At 65.4% G+C, this 20,787-nt stretch carries 19 protein-coding genes; 15 read left to right on the top strand and 4 right to left on the bottom strand.

The genetic code is table 11. From position 1 onward, the window contains the following. Positions 1-90 precede the first annotated feature (90 nt). From PMI38_RS05045 to PMI38_RS05035, 3 genes are all read left to right on the top strand, one after another. Positions 91-555 carry an HvfA family oxazolone/thioamide-modified RiPP metallophore gene (locus PMI38_RS05045; RefSeq protein WP_008091410.1) on the top strand — a complete coding sequence of 155 codons (465 nt, stop codon included), beginning with the start codon at positions 91-93 and terminating at the stop codon, positions 553-555. 63 nt (positions 556-618) lie between these two features. Continuing rightward, positions 619-1,464 (top strand): HvfB family MNIO-type RiPP peptide maturase, encoded by an 846-nt coding sequence (locus PMI38_RS05040; RefSeq protein ID WP_008091408.1) that lies wholly within the window; start codon positions 619-621, stop codon positions 1,462-1,464. Next, on the top strand, positions 1,457-2,272 hold the full coding sequence (locus PMI38_RS05035) for an HvfC family RiPP maturation protein (RefSeq protein WP_008091406.1): 816 nt from the start codon (positions 1,457-1,459) through the stop codon (positions 2,270-2,272). Before PMI38_RS05040 ends, PMI38_RS05035 begins: the two co-directional genes overlap by 8 nt. Here PMI38_RS05035 and PMI38_RS05030 read toward each other — a convergent pair. Beyond that, positions 2,263-2,742: a GNAT family N-acetyltransferase gene (locus PMI38_RS05030; RefSeq protein ID WP_008091404.1), complete on the bottom strand. Its 480-nt coding sequence runs from the start codon at positions 2,740-2,742 to the stop codon at positions 2,263-2,265. The two genes, PMI38_RS05035 and PMI38_RS05030, sit on opposite strands and share 10 nt — an antisense overlap. 124 nt (positions 2,743-2,866) lie before the next feature. On the opposite strand from PMI38_RS05030, the gene PMI38_RS05025 reads away from it, so the two are divergent. The 4 genes from PMI38_RS05025 to PMI38_RS05010 all read left to right on the top strand — a co-directional run bounded on the left by PMI38_RS05025 (position 2,867) and on the right by PMI38_RS05010 (position 6,291). Beyond that, complete coding sequence (locus PMI38_RS05025) at positions 2,867-3,493, top strand: LysE family translocator (RefSeq protein WP_043273064.1); 627 nt, start codon at positions 2,867-2,869, stop codon at positions 3,491-3,493. Positions 3,494-3,517: 24 nt separating this feature from the next. Beyond that, positions 3,518-4,390: an alpha/beta fold hydrolase gene (locus tag PMI38_RS05020; protein WP_008091400.1), complete on the top strand. Its 873-nt coding sequence runs from the start codon at positions 3,518-3,520 to the stop codon at positions 4,388-4,390. Between the two features lie 100 nt (positions 4,391-4,490). Beyond that, a complete protein-coding gene (locus tag PMI38_RS05015) occupies positions 4,491-5,354 on the top strand; it encodes a pirin family protein (protein WP_008091398.1) in 864 nt (287 codons plus the stop codon). Between the two features lie 7 nt (positions 5,355-5,361). Next, complete coding sequence (locus tag PMI38_RS05010; RefSeq protein WP_238540167.1) at positions 5,362-6,291, top strand: DNA-3-methyladenine glycosylase family protein; 930 nt, start codon at positions 5,362-5,364, stop codon at positions 6,289-6,291. Here the strand turns inward: PMI38_RS05010 and PMI38_RS05005 are convergent. Further along, positions 6,260-6,487 carry a DUF6555 family protein gene (locus tag PMI38_RS05005; protein ID WP_008091396.1) on the bottom strand — a complete coding sequence of 76 codons (228 nt, stop codon included), beginning with the start codon at positions 6,485-6,487 and terminating at the stop codon, positions 6,260-6,262. The genes PMI38_RS05010 and PMI38_RS05005 overlap by 32 nt on opposite strands. Positions 6,488-6,822: 335 nt before the next feature. Here PMI38_RS05005 and PMI38_RS05000 point away from each other — a divergent pair, with 335 nt between their 5' ends. After that, positions 6,823-7,083 carry a DUF1652 domain-containing protein gene (locus tag PMI38_RS05000; RefSeq protein WP_043273069.1) on the top strand — a complete coding sequence of 87 codons (261 nt, stop codon included), beginning with the start codon at positions 6,823-6,825 and terminating at the stop codon, positions 7,081-7,083. A gap of 19 nt (positions 7,084-7,102) precedes the next feature. Here the strand turns inward: PMI38_RS05000 and PMI38_RS04995 are convergent, their stop codons facing one another. Together PMI38_RS04995 and PMI38_RS04990 are read right to left on the bottom strand one after the other, a co-directional pair. Continuing rightward, entirely contained in the window at positions 7,103-7,717 is a 615-nt protein-coding gene (locus PMI38_RS04995) for a Yip1 family protein (RefSeq protein ID WP_008091394.1), read from the bottom strand. Positions 7,718-7,801: 84 nt separating this feature from the next. Next, on the bottom strand, positions 7,802-8,089 hold the full coding sequence (locus PMI38_RS04990) for a hypothetical protein (protein ID WP_008091393.1): 288 nt from the start codon (positions 8,087-8,089) through the stop codon (positions 7,802-7,804). A 295-nt stretch (positions 8,090-8,384) separates the two neighbouring features. On the opposite strand from PMI38_RS04990, the gene mnxG reads away from it, so the two are divergent. The 7 genes from mnxG (at position 8,385) to PMI38_RS04955 (ending at position 20,624) form a co-directional block, all read left to right on the top strand. Further along, on the top strand, positions 8,385-14,273 hold the full coding sequence (gene mnxG / locus PMI38_RS04985; RefSeq protein ID WP_008091392.1) for a manganese-oxidizing multicopper oxidase MnxG: 5,889 nt from the start codon (positions 8,385-8,387) through the stop codon (positions 14,271-14,273). A gap of 12 nt (positions 14,274-14,285) precedes the next feature. Continuing rightward, positions 14,286-16,274 carry a cytochrome D1 domain-containing protein gene (locus PMI38_RS04980; RefSeq protein WP_008091391.1) on the top strand — a complete coding sequence of 663 codons (1,989 nt, stop codon included), beginning with the start codon at positions 14,286-14,288 and terminating at the stop codon, positions 16,272-16,274. Then, positions 16,271-16,930 carry an SCO family protein gene (locus PMI38_RS04975; protein WP_008091390.1) on the top strand — a complete coding sequence of 220 codons (660 nt, stop codon included), beginning with the start codon at positions 16,271-16,273 and terminating at the stop codon, positions 16,928-16,930. The genes PMI38_RS04980 and PMI38_RS04975 overlap by 4 nt, the downstream gene beginning before the upstream one ends. After that, a complete protein-coding gene (locus PMI38_RS04970; protein ID WP_008091388.1) occupies positions 16,927-17,592 on the top strand; it encodes an SCO family protein in 666 nt (221 codons plus the stop codon). Before PMI38_RS04975 ends, PMI38_RS04970 begins: the two co-directional genes overlap by 4 nt. Positions 17,593-17,672: 80 nt before the next feature. Then, positions 17,673-19,199 carry a cytochrome c/ABC transporter substrate-binding protein gene (locus PMI38_RS04965; RefSeq protein WP_008091387.1) on the top strand — a complete coding sequence of 509 codons (1,527 nt, stop codon included), beginning with the start codon at positions 17,673-17,675 and terminating at the stop codon, positions 19,197-19,199. A 12-nt stretch (positions 19,200-19,211) separates the two neighbouring features. After that, complete coding sequence (locus PMI38_RS04960) at positions 19,212-19,853, top strand: SurA N-terminal domain-containing protein (protein ID WP_008091386.1); 642 nt, start codon at positions 19,212-19,214, stop codon at positions 19,851-19,853. Positions 19,854-20,090: 237 nt separating this feature from the next. Then, entirely contained in the window at positions 20,091-20,624 is a 534-nt protein-coding gene (locus tag PMI38_RS04955) for a response regulator (RefSeq protein WP_043273061.1), read from the top strand. The last annotated feature ends 163 nt before the right edge of the window (positions 20,625-20,787 follow it).

Genomic DNA, 20,787 nt, shown 5'->3' with positions numbered 1-20,787 from the left:
GCCAAATGAGTCAGCCCGAACGAACAGCCCGATGGCTGCGTTCCCTGGCTCTATCGCCCTAGCGGCATGACCGTACTCAGGAGAAGCACCATGTCCCGTATCCAACGTCCAAACAAGACCCGCCTTGGCCTGCTGAGCATCGCCTTGCTTGGCGGCATCAACCTCACGGCTTCGGCCTTCGCCGTCGAACCGCTGCCGCAAGGTTACCAACTCGCCGCCGCAGAAAAGGCCGGCGAGGGCAAATGTGGCGAGGGCAAATGCGGTGCCGGCGGCGCCTCGGCCAAAGCCACCCAGGCCGAAGGCAAGTGTGGCGAAGGCAAGTGCGGTGACGCTTCGTTCGCACGTACCGACAGCGACCATGACGGCCGGGTGTCCCGTGCCGAGCTGTTGGCGAAAGCCCCCGGCGCCAATGCCGAATTCGACGCCATCGACGCCGACCACGACGGCTACCTGTCCGAGGGCGAGGTGTACCAGTTCCGCAAGGGCCAGTTCGACGCCAGCGGCAAGCCGTTCCCTGCCGACTTGTACGGCAAACTGAGCCAGGCCAAAAACTGACCCTCGCCCGCATCCTCCCCGGGTAGATGCCGGGGAGGGCACTTCGCGCCCAGGAGCCTGACCATGCACACACCTCCCTCCCTGCAGGGCGCCGGCCTTGGCCTGCGTCGGGCGCTGCTGCCCGAGCTGCTGGCCCTCGACAGCGGGGCCGTCGATTTTCTCGAATGCGCGCCGGACAACTGGATCGGCGTAGGTGGCACCTATGGCCAGGGCCTTGCGCAACTGGCCGAGCGCTTTCCCCTGGCCTGCCACGGCCTGTCGCTCTCGCTGGGCGGCCCCACGCCGCTCGACCACGCCTTCCTGCGGCAGATTCGCGTGTTTCTCGACCGTTACCGGGTGCCGCTGTTCAGCGAGCACCTGAGCTACTGCGCCGATGAAGGCCATCTCTATGACCTGATCCCCATGCCCTTCACCGACGAAGCCGTGCGCCATACCGCCCGGCGTATCGGCGAGGTGCAGGACGCCCTGGGCCGGCGGATCGCCGTGGAAAACATCTCTTACTACGCCGCGCCTTACCAGGCGATGAGCGAGATCGACTTTCTCCAGGCCGTGTTGAGCGAAGCCGATTGCGACCTGTTGCTGGACGTCAACAACCTGGTGGTCAATGCCTGCAACCACGGCTACGACGCCTTGGATTTTCTCGCCCGAATACCCGCCGAGCGGGTGGCCTGCCTGCACGTGGCCGGGCACTACGACGAAGCGCCAGACCTGAAGATCGACACCCACGGTGCCAGCGTCCAGCCCGATGTCTGGGCCTTGCTGGCCAGCGCCTACCAATACCTGGGCCCGCGACCGACGCTGCTGGAGCGCGACTTCAACCTGCCGCCGCTGCCCGAGTTGCTGGGTGAAGTGCAGCACATTCGCTGCCTGCAGACCGCGTTACAGGCACGGGAGCCGCGTCATGGATGAGACCCTGCAAGCGCAGCAGTTGCGCATGAGCCGCCACATCCGCAACCCGCAGGCCAACCCACCGCCACCGGGGATCGAGGCGCGGCGCCTGGCGGTGTACCGGCGACTGTTCTTCGGCAACCTGCAGTCGATGCTGGCGGGGAGTTTTCCGGTGCTGCAGGCCAGCCTCGGGCCAGACCCATGGCGGGCGCTGATGGAAGACTTCTACGCCAACCATCACTGCCAGACGCCGCTGTTCACACAACTGGCGGGTGAGCTGGTGGACTATCTGCACAACCGCGCGGATCTAGCGGGGTGGGTGGCGGAACTGGCCCACTACGAATGGATCGAGACGGTGTTGCTACTCAGCGACGAGGTTGATCCGGCGCACGATCCCGACGCTGACCTGCTCGACGGTGTGCCCGTGCTGTCCAGGCTGGCCATGCCGTTGGCGTATGCCTGGCCGGTGAGCCAGATCGGGCCTGGGTGCATTCCAGAGCAGGCTCCGCAGGCGCCGACACTGCTGCTTGCGTATCGCGGCGCAGACCTGCAAGTACGTTTCTCACGCCTGGCGCCGCTGGCTCATGCGCTGCTGGTGTCATTGCAAGCGCAGCGGTGCAGTGGCCGTGAACATCTCGCTGCGCTGGCGCAGATGGCGGGCGTCGAACCGGCCCTGATCGAGCCGCAGGGGCTCGCGCTGCTGAATGCCTTCAGGGCCCAAGGGCTGGTGATTGCCCAGGCGGGTTTTGGGAATGGGCTCTATGGAGGTGACCACTGTGGGAGCGGTCTTTCACAGGGGATCGATCTACCAGGGATCGATCAACCTTGAGCAAACTGCCGCAATTTCTCCCCATCCAGGCGATAACGAATCCACTCATCCTGCGCCTCGGCCCCCAACGACTCGTAGAACCCGATCGCGGGCGCGTTCCAGTCCAGCACGCTCCACTCAAGCCGCCCGCAGCTGTTCTCAACCGCTTCGCGAGCGATATGCCGCAACAGCTCGCGTCCAGCGCCGCCACCGCGTTGCTCTGGGGTGATGTACAAGTCTTCCAGGTAAATGCCATTGCGCCCCAGCCAGGTCGAATAGCTGTAGAAGTACACGGCAAAGCCAATCGCCTGCCCCTCGCGCTCGCAGATCAGGCTCTGCACCGTGCTGCCTTCATCGAACAAGCTACGCTCAATATCGGCAACACTGGCGATCACTTCATGGCGAGCGCGTTCGTAGTCGGCCAGTTCGGTGATGAACGCCAGAATCTGAGCGGCATCGGTACGTACCGCGGGGCGAATGTTCAGGCTCATGCTCATGTTCCTTGTGCTCAGAGGTGGCGGTACAGTCATGTGTATCTGCATAATTTAACGTAACTGTACCGGTCGCAGGGCAGGGCGACTCCGTTAGTGTGACAGCACATATAACGATACTGGAATGCCTGCCATGCTTGCCTCTGCCGATCTGCTCACAGCCTTCGTGCTGTTTGCCTTCGTGTCCTCGATCACCCCCGGGCCGAACAACACCATGCTGCTGGCGTCGGGCGTGAATTTCGGCGTGCGCCGCTCGATCCCGCATGCCCTGGGTATCAGTCTCGGCTTCATGGTCATGGTGCTGGCGGTCGGCCTGGGCCTGGGCGAGGTGTTCAAGGCCTGGCCGGTGCTCTACACCGTGCTGCGCTACGTCGGCGCCGCCTACCTGCTTTACCTGGCCTGGAAGATCGCCACCTCCGGGCCGCTCGGCGCCGACTCGCCCAATGCCCGCAAGCCTTTGAGCTTCTGGGGCGCGGCAGCCTTCCAGTGGGTCAACCCGAAGGCCTGGGTCATGGCCGTGGGCGCCATCACCACCTACACCCCGGCCCAGGGTTACGTGATGAACGTGATCGTCATTGCCGCGCTGTTCGCCCTGGTCAACCTGCCCAGCGTCGGCGTCTGGGTCATGTTCGGCAGTGCCCTGCGCAGGCTGCTTCAGAACCCGCGCTGGCTGATGCTGTTCAATGTCTTGATGGCCCTGTTGCTGGTGATTTCGCTTTATCCGCTGCTGTTTGTAGAATCGGCGTCTTGACAGACCGCCGAGTACAGTAATCCGATGCAATTGATTCCCTGGTCCCACGAATGCTCCGAAGGCTTCACCCTGCGTGGCTGGCGCTCGCCGGCCAGCGGCAAGCCGTTGCTGCATTTTCTGCACGGCAACGGCTTCTGCTGCCTGGCCTACCAGCCCCTGCTGATGAACCTGGCCGAGCATTTCGACCTGTGGCTGTGCGATGTCCAGGGTCATGGCGACAGCGACCACGGTGATGCGTTTCGTGGCTGGAACCGCACCGCTGAATTGGCCCTGGAAGCGTTCGAAAGCGGGCAGGGCGAGTACGGTGAAGTGCCGCGTTATGCGGCGGGGCACAGCTTTGGTGGCGTGCTCACCGGGCTGATCCTGGCCAGCGCCCCGGGCGCGTTCGAACGCGCCGTGCTGCTCGACCCGGTGCTCTTCAGCCGGCGCATGATCGGTGCCATGGGGATTGCTGCACGGCTGGGCCTGCACCGTCGCCATGCGTTGGCGCGCAAGGCCGCCAGCCGTCGCAGCCATTGGCCGGACCGCGAAGCGGCGCTGGCTTCGTTGCAGGGGCGAGGGATCTTCAAGGGCTGGAACGACGCGGCGTTGCGCGCTTACGTCGAACACGCGCTGGGCGATTGTGGCGAAGGCGTGGTGCTCAAGTGCCGGCCCAGCCGCGAGGTGGATATCTTCAGTTCGTTCCCGACGCGCATGTGGTCGCAGTTGGCGGCCATCCAGGCGCCGACCCTGGTGCTCTATGGCCAGCAGACCTACCCCTTCGTGCCGCACTCGGTGCAACGGCTGGGGCGCCTGAACCCACGGGTGACGGCCCGCGAGGTGGCCGGTGGGCACTGTTTCATGCAGGAAGACCCGACCATGGCGGCAGAACAGGTGGTCGATTTCCTGCAAAGCTGAGCAACTGTTCCACTGGTGGAACGATCAGTGCCATTTAGGCCGGCTACTGACTGATTGTGCGCACTGGTAAGGTGAACCCAGCCAAGAGAGGAGACTTCTCATGAAAAAGATCCTGGGTATCCACCACAGCCCGAATGCCCATTGGGTAGGCGACGGCTTCCCGGTGCGCAGCCTGTTCACCTACGACAACCTGGCCAGCCAGATCAGCCCGTTCCTGCTGCTGGACTACGCCGGCCCGCACGACTTCACGCCCACCCATGCCCGGCGCGGCGTCGGCCAGCACCCGCACCGCGGCTTCGAGACGGTGACCATCGTCTACCAGGGCGAACTGGAGCACCGTGACTCGACCGGCGCGGGTGGCCTGATCGGCCCCGGCGATGTGCAATGGATGACCGCCGCCAACGGCATCCTCCATGAAGAGTTTCATGCGCCGGCGTTCGCCCGCAGTGGCGGCACGCTGGAAATGGTGCAGTTGTGGGTCAACCTGCCGGCACGCGACAAGCGTGCGGCGGCGGGCTACCAGACGCTGCTGGCCGAGGACATTCCGGTCGTCTCGCTGGAAAGCAACGCAGGCACCCTGCGGGTCATCGCGGGCAGCTATGGCGGGCAGCCAGGGCCGGCGCGCACCTTCACCGCCATGGATGTCTGGGACATGCGCCTGACGGCCGGTGCCAGCGTGCAGCTACCTGTTGCCGCAGGCCGCAATGCCGCGCTGGTGGTGCTGCGCGGCAAGCTGCGGGTCAACGGCGAACGCGACGCAGGTCCTGCGAGCCTGGTGCTGCTGGAACGGGCAGGCGAGGGGGTGGCGCTGGAGGTGCTGGAGGACGCTTGCGTGCTGCTGCTCAGTGGCGAGCCCATCGATGAGCCTATCGTCGGCTATGGCCCTTTCGTGATGAACAGTCAGGAAGAAATCGCCGAAGCGTTCGATGATTTCCATGGAGGGCGATTTGGGCAGATGGCATGATTGCCCGATGAACCCCTTGCTCGCTGTACGGCGTACCTCCAGGCATAACCAGCACACCCTGTGGCTGCGTTACCGTGCGCCGTACCATTGGCCTTCGACCCTGGCCTTTCTGGCCGCCCGCTGTATCCCTGGTATCGAAACCTTCAGCGAAGGCGTGTACCGGCGCACCCTGGTGGTCGCCGGACGGCATGCCTTGCTGGAGGCCAGGCCCGCGCGGGGTCACCGTTTATATGTACGGCTGACCGGTGTATCCAGTGCCGCTATACCGGCACTGATCGCGCGCATCCGCCGCGTGTTCGACCTGGACAGCAACCCTGCGCATATTGCCCAAGGCTTGGCGGCAGACCCGCTGATGGCCAGGTTGCTTGCCGCACGCCCCGGCCTGCGTGTGCCCAAGGGATGGGACGCTGGCGAACAAGCCATGCGTACCGTGCTGGGCCAGCAGATCAGCGTGGCGGGCGCCATGACCCTGGCCGGGCGCCTGGTGGCGCGCCACGGCCAGCCTCTGCGGCTGCAGGCCAGCGGCCTGACCCATGTTTTTCCCACGCTTGAGGTGATTGCCGCCGCGCCACTGGAAAACCTCGGCATGCCCCGTTCACGCGCCATGACGCTCGGCAACATAGCCCGCGCCTTGTTGGAGCAACCTGACCTGTTGCACCCCGACCAGCCCCTTGAAACCGTGCTGACCAACCTCTGCCGACTCAAAGGCATCGGCCCCTGGAGTGCCCACTACCTGGCCCTGCGCCAGATCGGCGCGCAAGACGCATTGCCTTTGGGGGATGTGGCCCTGGTCAAGGCGCTGCGTCTGCAGGAGGGGCCCGACGCGCACCTGGGCGAACGTGCCCTGGCCTGGCGACCTTGGCGGGCCTATGCCGCACAGCACTTGTGGGCTTCGCTCGCCGACCTCAGCCCGACTGCCGCCAACTCACCTCGCTGATGCCGAAGCGCTCGGCCAACGGCTTGCTCACCTTGCGGACTTTCTCGTGGCTATAGCGACCGATACGGCCCAGGCCGGCATCACAGCTGGCCCAGTGCCACGCTTCGGCGTTATCCATACGGTCGGCACGGATGATGAATGACTTGGGCTTGCCATGCAGCTGATAGTCGATCACGTAGAGTTTGGCGTCGATCATCGGGTATTCGAAGTCCTGCGCAACGGTGGAAGGTCAGGTGCGATAAGTGCTCCGGCTTGAAAAGTGGGAGCCTCGAAACGCTGAAAAAGTTTGATCCGGACAGCCCAACGCACGACAGATGGCGCATTGCCGACCGTCTGTCTGCAAGTGCCATCATTCGATCGAACGGTCATGGCCAGCCAGGGTTCTTCCACTAAGGTGCTAGATGATCTCCCGCACTACGATTGCCCCGGCGCATGGACGGCCGCTTGGGCATGCGCATTATCAATTGGCACCCTGCCTGCCAAGGGCGTAACCACATACAACAGGCCATCCAGTACAGAGAGGGTCGTACCATGTCGTTGATAGGAGTTTCGATGCTCGAAATGCGGCAATTGATCGAGCAAGCCTGCCTGCCTGATCGCTGTGAAGTGAGCTGCACGGATGGCGTCAGCCTGACCATCCGGCTGGGCCAGGGGCAAAACCTGGAGGAGGGCGTTGTACTCACCGGGGTGTCGTTGCAGAACCTCAACAGTTGCCGCGATGTCGTGAACCTGGTCGGGCAACTGCACGCACTGCGTTCCAGTCACCCGACGTCGCTCAGGGCCATGGCCTGAGCGACGCGGTGCGCGCCGGTCAGCCGAGGCTGGCCGGACGCACGTATTCGGGCATCAGCCCGTGGGTCCAGAACAGGATCATCGACACCAGGATGGTCACCAGCAGCAACAGCCCCACACCCCACACGCAAGTCGAGAACAGCATCGCCTGTTCCTTGCGCAGGCGCATGAAGGTCTGCAACCCGCCATAGAGCAGCACAGTGGCATAGGCCGACGCTGCCACCAGTACGATCAAGGCCAACCAGCGAATCGGCACCAGGCCGATCACCCCCGCGAAGAACCACGGCGTGGCGCAATAGGCGGCGAAGCCAATGCATTGGTTGAGGCTGGGTTGTGCATCGAAGCCGCGCGACATCCAGCGAATCATCACCCCCATCAGCATCACTCCGACTACCGTGGTGGCATACAACAGCCCGCTCAGCTGTGCTGCGCTGCCCATGCTCAGGCGCACGCGCTCATCGCCGGCCAGGCTCCAGCCAAAGGTCGTGGTGCCGACGAACAGGCACAGTGCCGGGATCAGCGCCAGCACCAGCAAGCGCGGCAGGTATTGCTGCGGGTGGTCCTCTTCGGCGCGGCGAATCTCTATCCAGGCATCGGAAGGGTGGGTGAAGAGCTTGAGCAACGGACTGTTCATGGCGTTCTCCTGAAGGCAGAGGCCTCTAGTTATGGAGGTACGCCGCTTGCGCCAGGTTCACCCCGGTTCGCCGCCGTTGATCGGCTACTGCAACTCGACCAGCAGGTTGAGGCCGCCATCGCCGCATTTGCCCTGGTCACGCACCACGCCATGGTAGCTGCGGCCATCCCAGATGAAGGCCACGCTATGGGCGCGTTCGACCTTGTCCGGCAGCGGCGGGCAGATGTGCAGGCGCAGGGCGGGGCGCCCCTGCAGGCTGAGGGCGGCGAGCTGGCATTGGCATTCCACGCTCTGGGCCACCGGGCCGAACAGCGTGTCGCGCACATAATCGAGCTGCACAGGGGTGTTGGGGGCGCGGCCGGGCATTTTCATGGCTGCGGGGCTCTTGAGGCTGGAAGCTGAATGGGCATCGACAGGCTCCTGGCAAGCGTGGCGGTATCTCCTGTTTGAGGGCTTTTACCGATGGATGTTCAAGCCGATTCAAGCAGAATTTTTCTGGATCCCAAATGACAATGAAAATCGTCCCCTTATTCGGGGAATTTCCTGGGGGAATCCTCCCCAGTTTCCTCTGCTTCGTCGTTCAACCGACTGAAAAATAACGTTATTGCCCTTTGGCATACACCTTGCTGACCTCTCTCCACAGTCCCTGTGTCCCGGAGGTGCAGTAATGTCGACCCCGAACAAAGGCCCCGTCCTGACATCACTCGTGCTGGCCTTACTCGGCTGGCAAGCGACCAGCGAGGCGGCTGTGCAATGCCAGCGCACCCTGGTGGCCAATGTGGTGGCCCTGGACCAGCCACTGATGTTCAACCGCCTTGGCGCGCAGAACGCCAACGGTATGATGTTCGCCCTGCGCGAGGACGTGGTGGACGAGAACCAGGTACCGCTCAGCAAAGGCGGTGCCGCGGTGCCCGGCAAGGTCACCCTGCGCCCCGACAAGCGCCCGCGCCCGATCGTGCTGCGTGTGGCCGCCGGGGACTGCCTGACGGTCAACCTGACCAACCTGCTCGACTACAAGGCCAACCCCAACAAGCATGGCATCGACGCCGAAGCGCCCGAAGGCGAAGAGGGCGAAGAAGGCGAAGAAGGCGAAGAAGGCGAAGAAGGGCCGGTAACCGAGATCGAGAACGAAGCCGGTGAAGGCCTCGTCGCCGACGAGCAGGTGGCCGAGCGCCTAGTGGGCTTCCAGGTCAACGGCATGCAGGCGGTCAACAGCATCGCCGACATCTCTGCCAACACCGGGCGCAACGGCAACTTCCTGGTCAGCCCCGGCAGCACCCGCAGCTATACCCTCTATGCCGAACGCGAAGGGGCGTTCGCCGCCACCAGCAAGGCCGCCACCTTCGGCGGCGAAGGCACCGCCGGCAACGTGTCCAACGGCCTGTTCGGCCAGGTGGTGGTGGTTCCCAAAGGTGGGCGTACCTACCGCAATACCTTGACCGAAGAAGAGATGCGCCTGGCCACCACCGGCCGCACCCCCACCGGCCAACCGGTGATCGACTACGAGGCGCGCTACCCGCAGACCGAACCCTGGATCAGCGAGGGCAAGGCCGGCAAGCCGATCATCGCCATGGTCGATGGCAACCAGATCCTCAACAGCGAAACCGATGCCGTGGTCATGGGCCCCAACCCCGATGGCAGCTTCCCCAAGTCCACCTACCCACTGGAAAGCATCGGCAAGCGCAACCCGGCGATGCCCAATCGGCTGGAAGCGTTCCGTGACTTTGCCTCGCAGTTCGCCGATGAAGTCGCCGGCACCCAGGCCTTCCCTGGCTACTGGGCAGACCCGGTAATGGGGCATGTGCTGGAACCGACCCGCGACTCGTTCATGATCAACTACGGCTCCGGCGGCATGGGCGCCGAGGTGGTGGCCAACCGGCTGGGAGTAGGGCCGATGCACGACTGCCTGTCGTGCGCCTACGAAGAGTTCTTCCTCAGCGCCCATACCGTGGGCGATGTCGGCACCCTGGTCGATGTGCCGGCCAACGTCGGCCTCGAGCATATCCGCCCGGGCGAAGTGCCGCCGGCCAGCGCCACCGGGGTCAAGGCCAGCATGGCCCTGTTCCCGGCCGAACCTGCCAACGTGCACCACAGCTACATTGGCGACTTCACCAAGTTCCGCAACACCCACAACGGCCACGAGCAGCACATCTTCCACCTGCACGGGCACCAGTGGCTGTTCAACCCCAATGACGACAACTCCGACTACATCGATGCCCAGGGCATCGGCGCGGGCGTCGGCTATACCTACGAAATCGCCAACGGCGGTTCCGGCAACCGCAACCGCGTGGCCGGCGACGCCATCTACCACTGCCACTTCTACCCGCACTTCGCCCAGGGCATGTGGGCCATGTGGCGGGTGCACGACGTGTTCGAGGAGGGCACTCGCCTGGAGGTCAGCGGGCAGGCCAGCAACGGCTTCCACAGCACACCGTTCGCCCTGCGCAGCGGCAAGCCGGCGGTAGGTGCACGGGCGCTGCCGGACGGCGAGATCGTGGCCGGTACGCCGATCCCGGCCATCGTGCCATTGCCTGGCAAGGCCATGGCGCCGATGCCAGGCAAAGTGGTGGTGGTACCGAAGCTGTCGGAAACCTTGGTCGCAAGCCACGAAGAGGACGATGACGACGAAGAGGAGGGGGACGACGACCACGACCATGAACCCGCCGCGCCCAAGGCCGTTGGCTCCCTGGCGCTGGTCGACCGCAGCGAGACCAACCGCAACGCCGACGGCACCCTGAAGAACCCTGGCTACCCCTTCTGGATCGGCGGCATGGAAAGCAGCGTCGGCAACCGCCCGCCAACCCCGCCACTGGACATGCTCGACCCGGCCCTGGCCCGGCAACTGAAGGACAGCGGCAAGGCACTGTGGGCCAACCTCGACGCCAACCAGGTCGATGGTTGGGACGGTGGCCTCGGCCGCCACGCCCTGGACGGTGTGTCCGCAGGCGGTGAAGCCGAAACCACCACCACCAAGCTGGACTTCTCCAAGGTGGTGCACAAGGCCAAACCGATCTACTTGCCGGAAGAAGGCACCGATGTCGAGCAGGCCGCCATGCAGTTCCACGCCAAGGCCGAGCACCCCAGCTACGCGCTGGTGCCGGGCAGCCAGCCTGTCCCCAAGGCGTTCCGTACCAACGGCGCGCTGCCGACAGCCGGCGCACCGTTCTACGAGCCCTGCATGGATGACCGCGGCAAACGCCTGACCCAGAATTCGGGGGTGGGCGAGTTCTTCAGTGGCGAAAGCCTGACGGGCATGAACTTCCGCGGCGCTTCGACCTTCACCGCCGACCGCCCACGTATCTACAAGGGCGCCAACATCCAGTTCGACGCGGTGTACAACAAGGTCGGCTACCACTTCCCGCAAGCGCGCATCATCGCCCTGTGGGAGGACGCCTGGCCGGTCATCACCAAACAGCGCCCACCAGAGCCGCTGGTGATGCGCATGAACACCTTCGATTGCACCATGTACCAGCACACCAACCTGATCCCGTCGTACTACGAAATGGACGACTACCAGGTGCGTACCCCGACCGACGTGATCGGCCAGCACATCCACCTGCCCAAGTGGGACCTGACCGCTGCCGACGGCTCGGCCAACGGCTGGAACTACGAAGACGGCATCCTCTCGCCCGGCAGCGTGGTCGAGCGTATACAGGCCATCCGTGCCTTCAACGGCTGCAGCGAAGGCGATAGCCGCGACGGCACCGCCGCTTGCCCGAAAGCCAAGCAACACCCGTACTTCGGCCGCTTCGGCCGGGCCGACTGGCTCGGTGCGCGCACCGCCATGCAGCGGTGGTTCGCCGACCCGCTGGTCAACGTGTTCAACGTCGACCGTGGCCTGGGCACCATCTTCACCCACGACCACCTCGGCCCATCGACCCACCAGCAGTTGGGCCTGTACGCCACCGTGCTGGCCGAGCCTGCCGGTTCCACCTGGTACCACGCGGAAACCGGCGAGCAGCTGTACAACCCGGCCATCCGCCAGGATGGCGGTCCGACCTCGTGGCAGGCGGTGATCCAGACCGGCGACCACGACGGCGACGGCAAGAACGACAGCTACCGCGAGTTCTTCCTGGAGTACAGCGACTTCCAGCATGCCTATGAAGCCGGTGTGTATGTCGGTGCCGGCCCCAACGGCGTGCCCGACGGCCAGTCGTACCCCGCCACCGCCGACAGCTTCCGCTACGCCATCAACCCGCCGGTACGGGGCAAGGCCTCGAACCTGCTGGAAGCCATCGTCGAGGAACGCGGCGGCATCAACCCGGGCTGCCCGAGCCGGCCGTGCCCGCAGGCGATCTCGGTGGATGACCCTGGCATGTTCGTCGTCAACTACCGCAACGAGCCCCTGGCCCTGCGCGTGTTCGACCCGAACAAGGTCGGCCCGGATGGCAAGCGCGGCATGCAGGCCGACGGCCTCGGCGGCGACCTCAGCTATGCCCTGCAGACCCGCACCGACCGTGCCATCCCGGCGATGAACCTGTCGCCAGCGGCGATCACCTCGGCGGTCGGCCCTACCGGTGGCACCACGCTGTTCCCACCGCACATCAACAAGGCCGGCGCCGAACCGGGTGACCCGTTCACCCCGATGCTGCGCACCTACTCCGGCGACAACGTGCGCCTGCGCATGCATGCCGGTGGCCATGAAGAGGAGCACAACGTCACCCTGCACGGCGTGAAGTGGCTGCAGAACGGCACCGGCTTCGGCAACAGCTCCAACTCGGGCTGGAAGTCGTCGCAGATGATCGGCATCTCCGAGCAGCTGGGCTTCATGGCGCCGGTGTCGATGATCTCCAGCTCCGCGGCCACCAACGGCGATTACCTGTACTCGCTGGACGCGGCCCTGGAAGGCTACTGGAACGGCATCTGGGGCGTCATGCGCAACTACACCGCGCAGCGCGCAGACCTCTACCCGCTGCCCAACAACCCGCAGCCGGTGGCCATGCGCAACACCGTGAACTTCGACGGCATCTGCCCGAAAACCACGGCCAACCCCAATGGCATCGGTTCTCGCACCACGGTCAAACGCAGCTACGAAATCGTCGCCGCGCTGGCCAACGACATCCTCGAAAACCGCAACGGGGTCAGCATCACCGACGCGGCCGGCATCGGCCAGCACGTCGGTGGCCCGCTCAAGGCCAACGGCGGCACCCTGGTGTTCAACAACCGCAAGACCAGCATCCCGCAGGTCAGCGGTGTCGACCCCGAGGATGGCGAAACCTTCACCATCGGTGGCCACAGCGCGCCATTGCACGACCCGACCGCCGTGCTGTACGTGCGCAAGGCCGACCTCGATGCAACCACCGGCAAGCTCAAGCCCGGCGTGCCTGTGGAGCCGCTGATCCTGCGTGCCAACGCTGGCGACTGCATCAGCATCACCCTGGAAAACCGCCTGCCGATGGTCATGCCTGACCTGCCGACCACGGCGGTGATGCACAACGTGGTCAAGCGTGACCGGTTCGACAGCGAGGGCGCCACCGCCTTTGCCAACAACCTCATGCGCCCCTCCAGCCACGTCGGCCTGCACGCGCAACTGCTGGCCTACGACATCACCAAGTCCGACGGCGCCAACATCGGCCTCAACCCGGTGCAGACCGTACCGCCCCGGGCCGGCAACAGCGGCGCCTACCCGAGCAAGGTGTATCAGTACTACGCCGGCCACCTGGAACGTGAAGGCAAGCCGACGCTGCAACTGGGCCGCACGGTGGACAACATCAACACCACGGCCATCGAGTTCGGGGGCCTCAACCTGACCCCGTCGGACTTCATCAAGCAACCGCAGAAAGGCCTGGTCGGCGCCATGAGCATCCTGCCGCAAACCGCCACCTGGACCGAGGACGCGGCCAGCCGCGCCCAGGCCACGGTGAAGGTCACTGGCCAGCCGGATTACCGCGACTTCGTCACGGTCTGGCAGCGGGCGCTGAACATGCGCTGGGCCGATGGCCGTCCGGTGGAAGGCATCAACACCGAGGGCAACGGTGCGGCGGGCGACCCGCAGGACAACGGCAACATGGCCGTCAACTACAAGACCGAGCCGCTGTGGCTGCGCTTCGGCATGGCGCCGGACTCGCCGTTCGGCCGGGCCGATGGCCTGGGCTTCGGTGACGTGCCCAACGCCCACATGGCCTACGCCAACGCCTTGGTCGGTGGCGACCCGGTGACCCCGGTGCTGTACGCCAAACCGGGCCAGCCGGTGCGCAACCACATTGTCATGCCCAGCGGCGGCAGCCGTGGCATGACCTATCAGCTCGATGGTCACCTGTGGCCCCTGCACAACTTCCTGGCCGAGAAGAACGACCTCGACGGCTACCCGATGAACCAGCCGGGTATCGGCTCGGTGCGCTTCGGCAACAACCCGATGGCCATGTACATCGGCGCCCAGGAGAGCGTGCTGCCGGCGGCGCACTTCAGCTTCATGCTGCCCAGTGCCGGGGGCGCCAATGCCGTGCCGGGAGACTACTTGTTCCGGGACTATGCTGCCTACGGCAACCTTTCGGGGCTGTGGGGGATCTTGCGGGTCACCAACGACGTGCCGCCGGCAACGGCGCCAGCGCAGTAAGGGAGAGAGCGCATGCGTACCAACAATAAGAAACTTCGCTCGGCGTATCTTGGCTTGGTAATGGGAGTGGGCTTGATCACCCTGGGCGTGGCTTACGAAAAGCTCTGGTGCGACCCCCGCGAGCTGCTGCAGGAACCTGCCGACCCGCAGGCCCTGCACCGGCTCAGCCGGGACGGTGTGATCGTGGAGTTCGAGGCGCGGCCGCTGGCGGGTGAAGAACTGCGTGAAGGGACCTTCGCCAACATCCGCTTCAAGGTCACCGACCAGAGCAGCGGCCAGCCCCTGTCGGGCATGGCACCGGGGGCATGGATCGATCCGGCGCTGTCGGCGCCCCAGGAGGTGACCCGCGAGCACAGCTGCAAGGCCCGCGTTGCGCTGTTCCTCAAAAGCAGCATCGGGGCCCGGCCGCTGCTGGACCTCAACAGCTACTTCCTGCTGGTGCTGAACAAGGATGCCAGCCTGACGGTGATCGACCCGACCGTGTCGGTCGGCGGGGTGACCAGCACCATGGCGCGTATCGACCTGCCTGGGCGCCCCATGGACTGGACGGCCACCAGCGACGACAAGCAGGTGTTCGTGTCGATCCCCGAGCGCGGCAAGGTGGCGCTCATCGACACCGAAACCTTCACCCGCGTGGCCAGCGTGGATGCCGGCGAGCAACCGCTGCGCGTGGCCTTGCAACCGGACCAGCGCCGGCTGTGGGTCGGCAACAACAGCGACGACCCGGCCAGGGGCGGGGTGACGGTGATCGATGTGCCCAGCCGCAGCATGCTGAAAAGCTTCGCCACCGGCTCCGGGCATCACGAGATCGCCTTCAGCAGCGATTCGCGCTGGGCCTACGTCAGCAACCGCGACGGCGGCACCCTGAGCATCATCGACATCCCCGAGATGCGTCTGGCCAAGACCCTGGAGGTGGGGCCGCATCCACTGGCGGTGGCGTATTCGGCACTGTCCCAGGCGGTGTACGTCACCGATGGCCAGGAGGGCACGGTGCGGGTGTACGATGCCCGCAGCCACCAGCTGCGCCATACCGTCAAGGCCGAGCAGGGCCTGGGCCCGATGCGCTTCAGCAGCGATGGCCGCTACGGCATCGTGCTCAATACCCTGGAAAACCAGGCGTTGGTGATCGATGCCAGTACCGACCAGCTGATCCACCGTATTCCGGTGGCCGCCGAGCCGTACCAGCTGACCTTCACCAAAGGCTATGCCTACGTGCGCGGCCTGGCCTCCTCGAAGGTCAGCATGATCAACCTGAGCAGCCTGGGCGAAGGGCGCCAGCCCATCATCCAGAGCTTCGAGGCGGGTCCCGCTGCGCCGCGCCAGGCGGGTGACCTGCCGCTGGCCCAGGGCTTGTCGGTGTCTCGCGACGACAACTCGGTGTTCGTGGTCAACCCGGTGGACAACACCACCTACTTCTATGCCGAAGGCATGAACGCGCCGATGTCCGGCTACAACAACCGGGGTCACCAGGCCCGCGCGGCGCTGGTCATCGACCGCAGCCTGCGCGAGGTGGCGCCGGGGGTGTATGGCTCGACGGTGAAAATGCCGGCGGCCGGCAAGTTCGACGTGGCGTTCCTGCTCAACCAGCCACAGATCATCCACTGCTTCAGCACCGAGGTGGCGTCGGCACCCGACGCCAGCAAACGCAAAGGCGCGCACGCCGAGTTCATCGGCCTGGACCAGCCGGTGCCCCAGCACAGCACGTTCACTGCCAAGGTGCGCATCGTCGGTGACGATGGCCGACCCCGCCAGGGCCTGAACGACCTGACCCTGCGCTACTTCCTCGCACCGTCGTCGATGCCGCACAACCAGCAGCTCGAAGAGGTCGGCGAGGGGGTGTACCAGGCGGCGCTGATGCTGCCCGAAGCCGGCGCCTGGTACCTGCATGTCCAGTCGCCCTCGCTCGGGCGCAAGTTCGCCGAAGAGAACTACACCAGCCTGCGGATCCTCCCTGCCGCAGCGACTACCGCTTCCCAGACCGACGTGAGGAATGTGCGATGAACGCCAAGCATTCTTGCAAGCTGCTGGTGCTGAGCCTGGCCCTGGCCAGCAACTTCGCCCTGGCCCATGCCGGCCACGACCATGGCGGGCCCGCCGAGCCGCCAGCGCCGGCCCATCAGGAAAAGGCCAGCGTGCGCTTTGCCGATGTCTCGCTGCTGAACCAGGACGGCATGCCGGTACGCCTGGAAAAAGACCTGGTGGGTGAACACCTGGTGGTCATGGGCTTCATCTACACCAGCTGCACCACGGTGTGCCCGGTGGTGTCGTCGATCATGGGCAAGGTCCAGCAGCAGCTGGGTGGTCGGGTGGGCGAGGAGATCCAGCTGGTGTCGATCAGCGTCGACCCGCAGCGCGATGACGCCAAACGCCTGCAGCAGTACGCCAAGTCCTTCCAGCATGGGCCGGGCTGGAGCTGGCTGACCGGTACGCCCTATGCCATCACCGAAACCCTGAAGGGCCTGGGCAGCTTCAGCGCCGACCTCAGCCAGCACCCGCCGCTGATCCTCGTCGGTGACGGGCGCAGCGGTCACTGGACACGCTACTACGGCTTCACCGACCCGGCCGTGCTGGTCGAGGAAGTCAACCGCCTCAGCGCCCGCCGGGTGCACGCCAAGAGCACCGCCATCGCCGAACACCAACAAGAGGTGCAACCATGAGCAGCCATACCTCACATTCTGCTGGCATGCGCAGCTTCGACTGGCTGGTGCTGACCGGTTGCCTGTGGATCATGGCGTCCGTCGCCATGGCCCACGAAGGCCACGCACCCAGTGCGCCGGACCCACAGCCGGCACCCCAGGCCATGACCAGCGGCGGCGGCACCCGCGATGCACAGACCTGGTTCACCGACACCGTGCTCAAGGACCAGAACGGCCGCGAGGTGCGCTTCTACAGCGATGTGCTCAAGGACAAGGTGGTGATGATCAACGTGATCTTCACCCATTGCACCGACGCCTGCCCGCTGATCACCCGCAAGCTGCGTGAAGTGCGCGACGCCATGGGGCCGGCGCTGGCCAGCCAGGTGACGTTCGTTTCGATCAGCAGCGACCCGCTCAACGACACCCCGGCGGCGCTCAAGGCCTTCGCCGAGAAGCAGGGCGTGGACAGTGCCAACTGGGTGTTCCTGACCGGCGACAAAGCCAACGTCGACCTGGTGCTGGGGCGCATCGGCCAGTTCCTGCCCAGCCCCGAGCAGCACTCGACCCAGCTGATCGCCGGCGACGTGGCCGGCAAGCGCTGGAGCAAGATCCGCCCGGATGCGCCGCCTGTGGCCATTGCCCAGCGCATGCAGCTGCTGGCCCAACCTTTGGCTGGTCGGTGAGCATCATGAGGGCCACCGGCCTGTTCGCGGGACGAGTCGGATCGCCTGTGGGAGCGGGCTTGCCCCGCGAAGAGGCCAGCATGAACACTACAAAAGCCCTTGCCATGCTCATCGCCATCGGCCTCACCGGCCAAGCCCTGGCCCTGGACCTCACCCCCCAGGAAGAAGCCGGCAAGCGCCTCTATCGCGAAGGCGTATCGAGCAGTGACGCACAGCTGACGGCCCGGGTCGGTGCCAGCGGCATGAGCGTCCCCGCCAGCGTGCTGCCCTGCGCCAGCTGCCACGGCACCGACGGTCGTGGCCGCGCCGAGGGCGGCGTGCGGCCCCCCAGCCTTGACTGGCAGCGCCTGGCCCTCGGCGAAGGCGACAGGCAAGCCAACAGCCGCAGCTACCCGGCCTACGCCGACGCCACCCTGGCCCGCGCGATCCAGCAGGGCGTCGACCCTGCCGGCAACCGCCTGGACCCGGCCATGCCGCGTTTCGACCTGACCCTGGCCGACCAGCGCAACCTGACCGCCTACCTCAAGCGCCTGGGCGAAGAACGCGACCCGGGCGTGGAGGAGGGCGAACTGCGCCTGGGCACCTTGCTCCCCGACAGCGGGCCGTTGGCCGAGGCCGGCCACGTGATTCGTGCCGTGCTGGAGGACGGCGTGGCGCGACTCAACCAGCAAGGCGGCATTCATGGCCGGCGCCTGCAACTGGTGGTGCTCGACCCGGGCCCCGACCAGGCCAGTGCCGAGCTCGCCCTGGAGCGTTTGCTGGACCAGGAGCGGGTGTTTGCCCTGGTCACCCCGTTGGCACCGATGCTCGATCAAAGTCTGTCTGCGCGAATCGAACAGCAACGTGTGCCGTTGATTGGCAGTACCCCGCGCAGCGGCGGCAGTACGCAGATCTTCGATCCGATGCCAAGCGTTGCCAGCCAACTGCTCAGCCTCGCCAGCCACGCCCGCGCCAGCCTGGGCCTGGCACCCGATGGCCTGCGCGTCGTCTACGCCGGTGCCGATCAGGCGGCGCTGGCCGAACAGGTGCGCGAACGTCTGCAGGAGCAAGGCTGGTCGCCCGCACCGATCGAGGCGTTCGACGGCCAGGCAGTGGAAGGCGAGGGCATCGTCTTCCTGGGCCGCCCCCAGGCCTTCGCCGAACTGGCCGCCGCGTTGCAGGCGGCGGGGCGCGAGCCGTACCTGCTGGCGGCGTCCAGCCAGGTCGCCAATGCCGTGGCAGGGCTACCGGCGCAGTGGTCGCAGCGGGTGTTCCTGGCCTATCCCTACGTGCCGAGCGACTGGACCGTGCAGGGCCTGGCGACCCTGTCCAGCCTGGAGCAGCGCCTGGGTCTCGACCCGCGCCAGGCTTCGCTGCAGGTCAACACGCTGTGTGCCCTGCGCCTGCTGACCGAAGGCCTGAAGCAGATCGGTCGCGATGCCAGCCGCGAACGCCTGGTCGCCGCCCTGGAGGGCCTGCACGACATCGACACCGGCCTGACCCCGGCGCTCGGCTTCGGCCCCGGCCGGCGCCAGGGCATGGCGGGCGCCCACGTGATCGCGGTGGGCCTGCCCGGGCCACGTTTTACATCCGTCGCCCCCTACCGGCCCGTGCCGGACAGCCTTTGAGCGGAGGTCACCATGCGTATCCTGATGCTGTGCCTGTTGCTGATGGTCGCCAAGGCGAGCTGGGCCGATGTGCCTGCGGCGCGGGTCAATGGCGTGGACATCGGGGTCATGCGCCTGGAGCGTTATTTCAGCGAGTATCTCGAAGCCCAGGGCCGTGCATTGAGCAGCATCCGCAACCCGACGCTGTACAAGCGCCTGCGCGAACAGGCCCTGGACGAGCTGATCGACAAGGAACTGCTGTGGCAGGAGGCGCAGCGCCGCGGCATCATCGTCAGTGATGAACAGGTATCAGCGCAGGTGGGCGCACTGGAGGCGGCTTTCGGCAGCCCGGCACTGTTCGAGCAGCGGCTGGCGGATGCGGGTTTCGATCGGGCAGGGTACGCTGAGTACATGCGCCACGAGATGGCCGCGCAGCAGGCCTATGCCCAGCTCAGCGTGGTCGATGCACCCAGCTCGGCCGAGGTAGAAGCGTTCTACCAGGCCAACCGACAAACACTGCAAGGAACGCAGAACCAAAGTGATACTCCATCAGTCATACGAGAACAGGGCCTGGCACTGGCCAGGGACGCACTCGTCGGGCAATTGCAGGCCCAGTCCCGCCAGGCCGTTCGCCAACGTTTGCGCGAATCCGCTACAGTGCAGATCGCCAACTGAGAACGCCCTCGGCCTTTCCCCAAAGCTGGGGAATAATGGCTTGGCAAAGTGCCATCATCTTCCCCGGATGTGGGGAAGTGGGCCTTCGCCTGTTGCGGGAAAACTGGGGCATACCAGTCAAATCAATGGGTTACAGTGGTGCAACATGACTATTCACGCCTGGCACGAAGCCTGCTCAAGCCTGTACAAGGGCGCACTTCGCAGACCGGGTAACCGGGCAGTACTTGGGAGTCGACCTTGGTGAACAGAGTATTGGTAGTCGATGACGAACAGACCCTTGCGCAAAACCTGCAGGCGTATCTGCAGGCGCAAGGCCTGGATGTACATGTTGCCCACGACGGTGCCACTGGAATTGACCTGGCTGAACGCCTGGCACCGCAAGTGATAGTGCTGGATTACCGCTTGCCCGACATGGAGGGTTTTCAGGTCCTGGAGACCGTACGCAAGAACAGGCAGTGCCATTTCGTGCTGATCACCGCCCACCCGACCGTCGAGGTCCGTGAGCGGGCCGCCGAACTGGGAGTGACTCACGTCCTGTTCAAGCCGTTCCCGTTGGCGGAACTGGCGCGTGCAATCCTCGACCTGGTGGGCATCAAGCGCCGGCGCAGGGCCACTGACGATCCAGCCGAGGGGTATGTCGAACGACGCCAGAACAGGAACGAATCGTTCCCCTTGCAGTTGTACGATGGCAGCTGGGTGTTGGCCGACCGTCGCCGTAATGGCGCCATGCCCCCCGGACCTGACGACGATCAACTGCTCACTGGGGAATAAAGGCGCCCGCAGACTGAGCCAGCCTGCGACGCGCCCCCTGAGCGGAGTCGTAGGCCATGTCAGATGTAATCGATCACAGCGTTTCGGCCTCATCGCCGGCAAGCCGGCTCCCACAGGTACAGCACACCCCTGAGCATTGCACCGATCCTGTGGGAGCCGGCTT

It is taken from the genome of Pseudomonas sp. GM84 (assembly GCF_000282535.1).
GTDB lineage: Bacteria > Pseudomonadota > Gammaproteobacteria > Pseudomonadales > Pseudomonadaceae > Aquipseudomonas.
The sequence above is the reverse complement of the archived record's forward strand: the minus strand, read 5'-3'. Positions and strand labels throughout refer to the sequence as shown.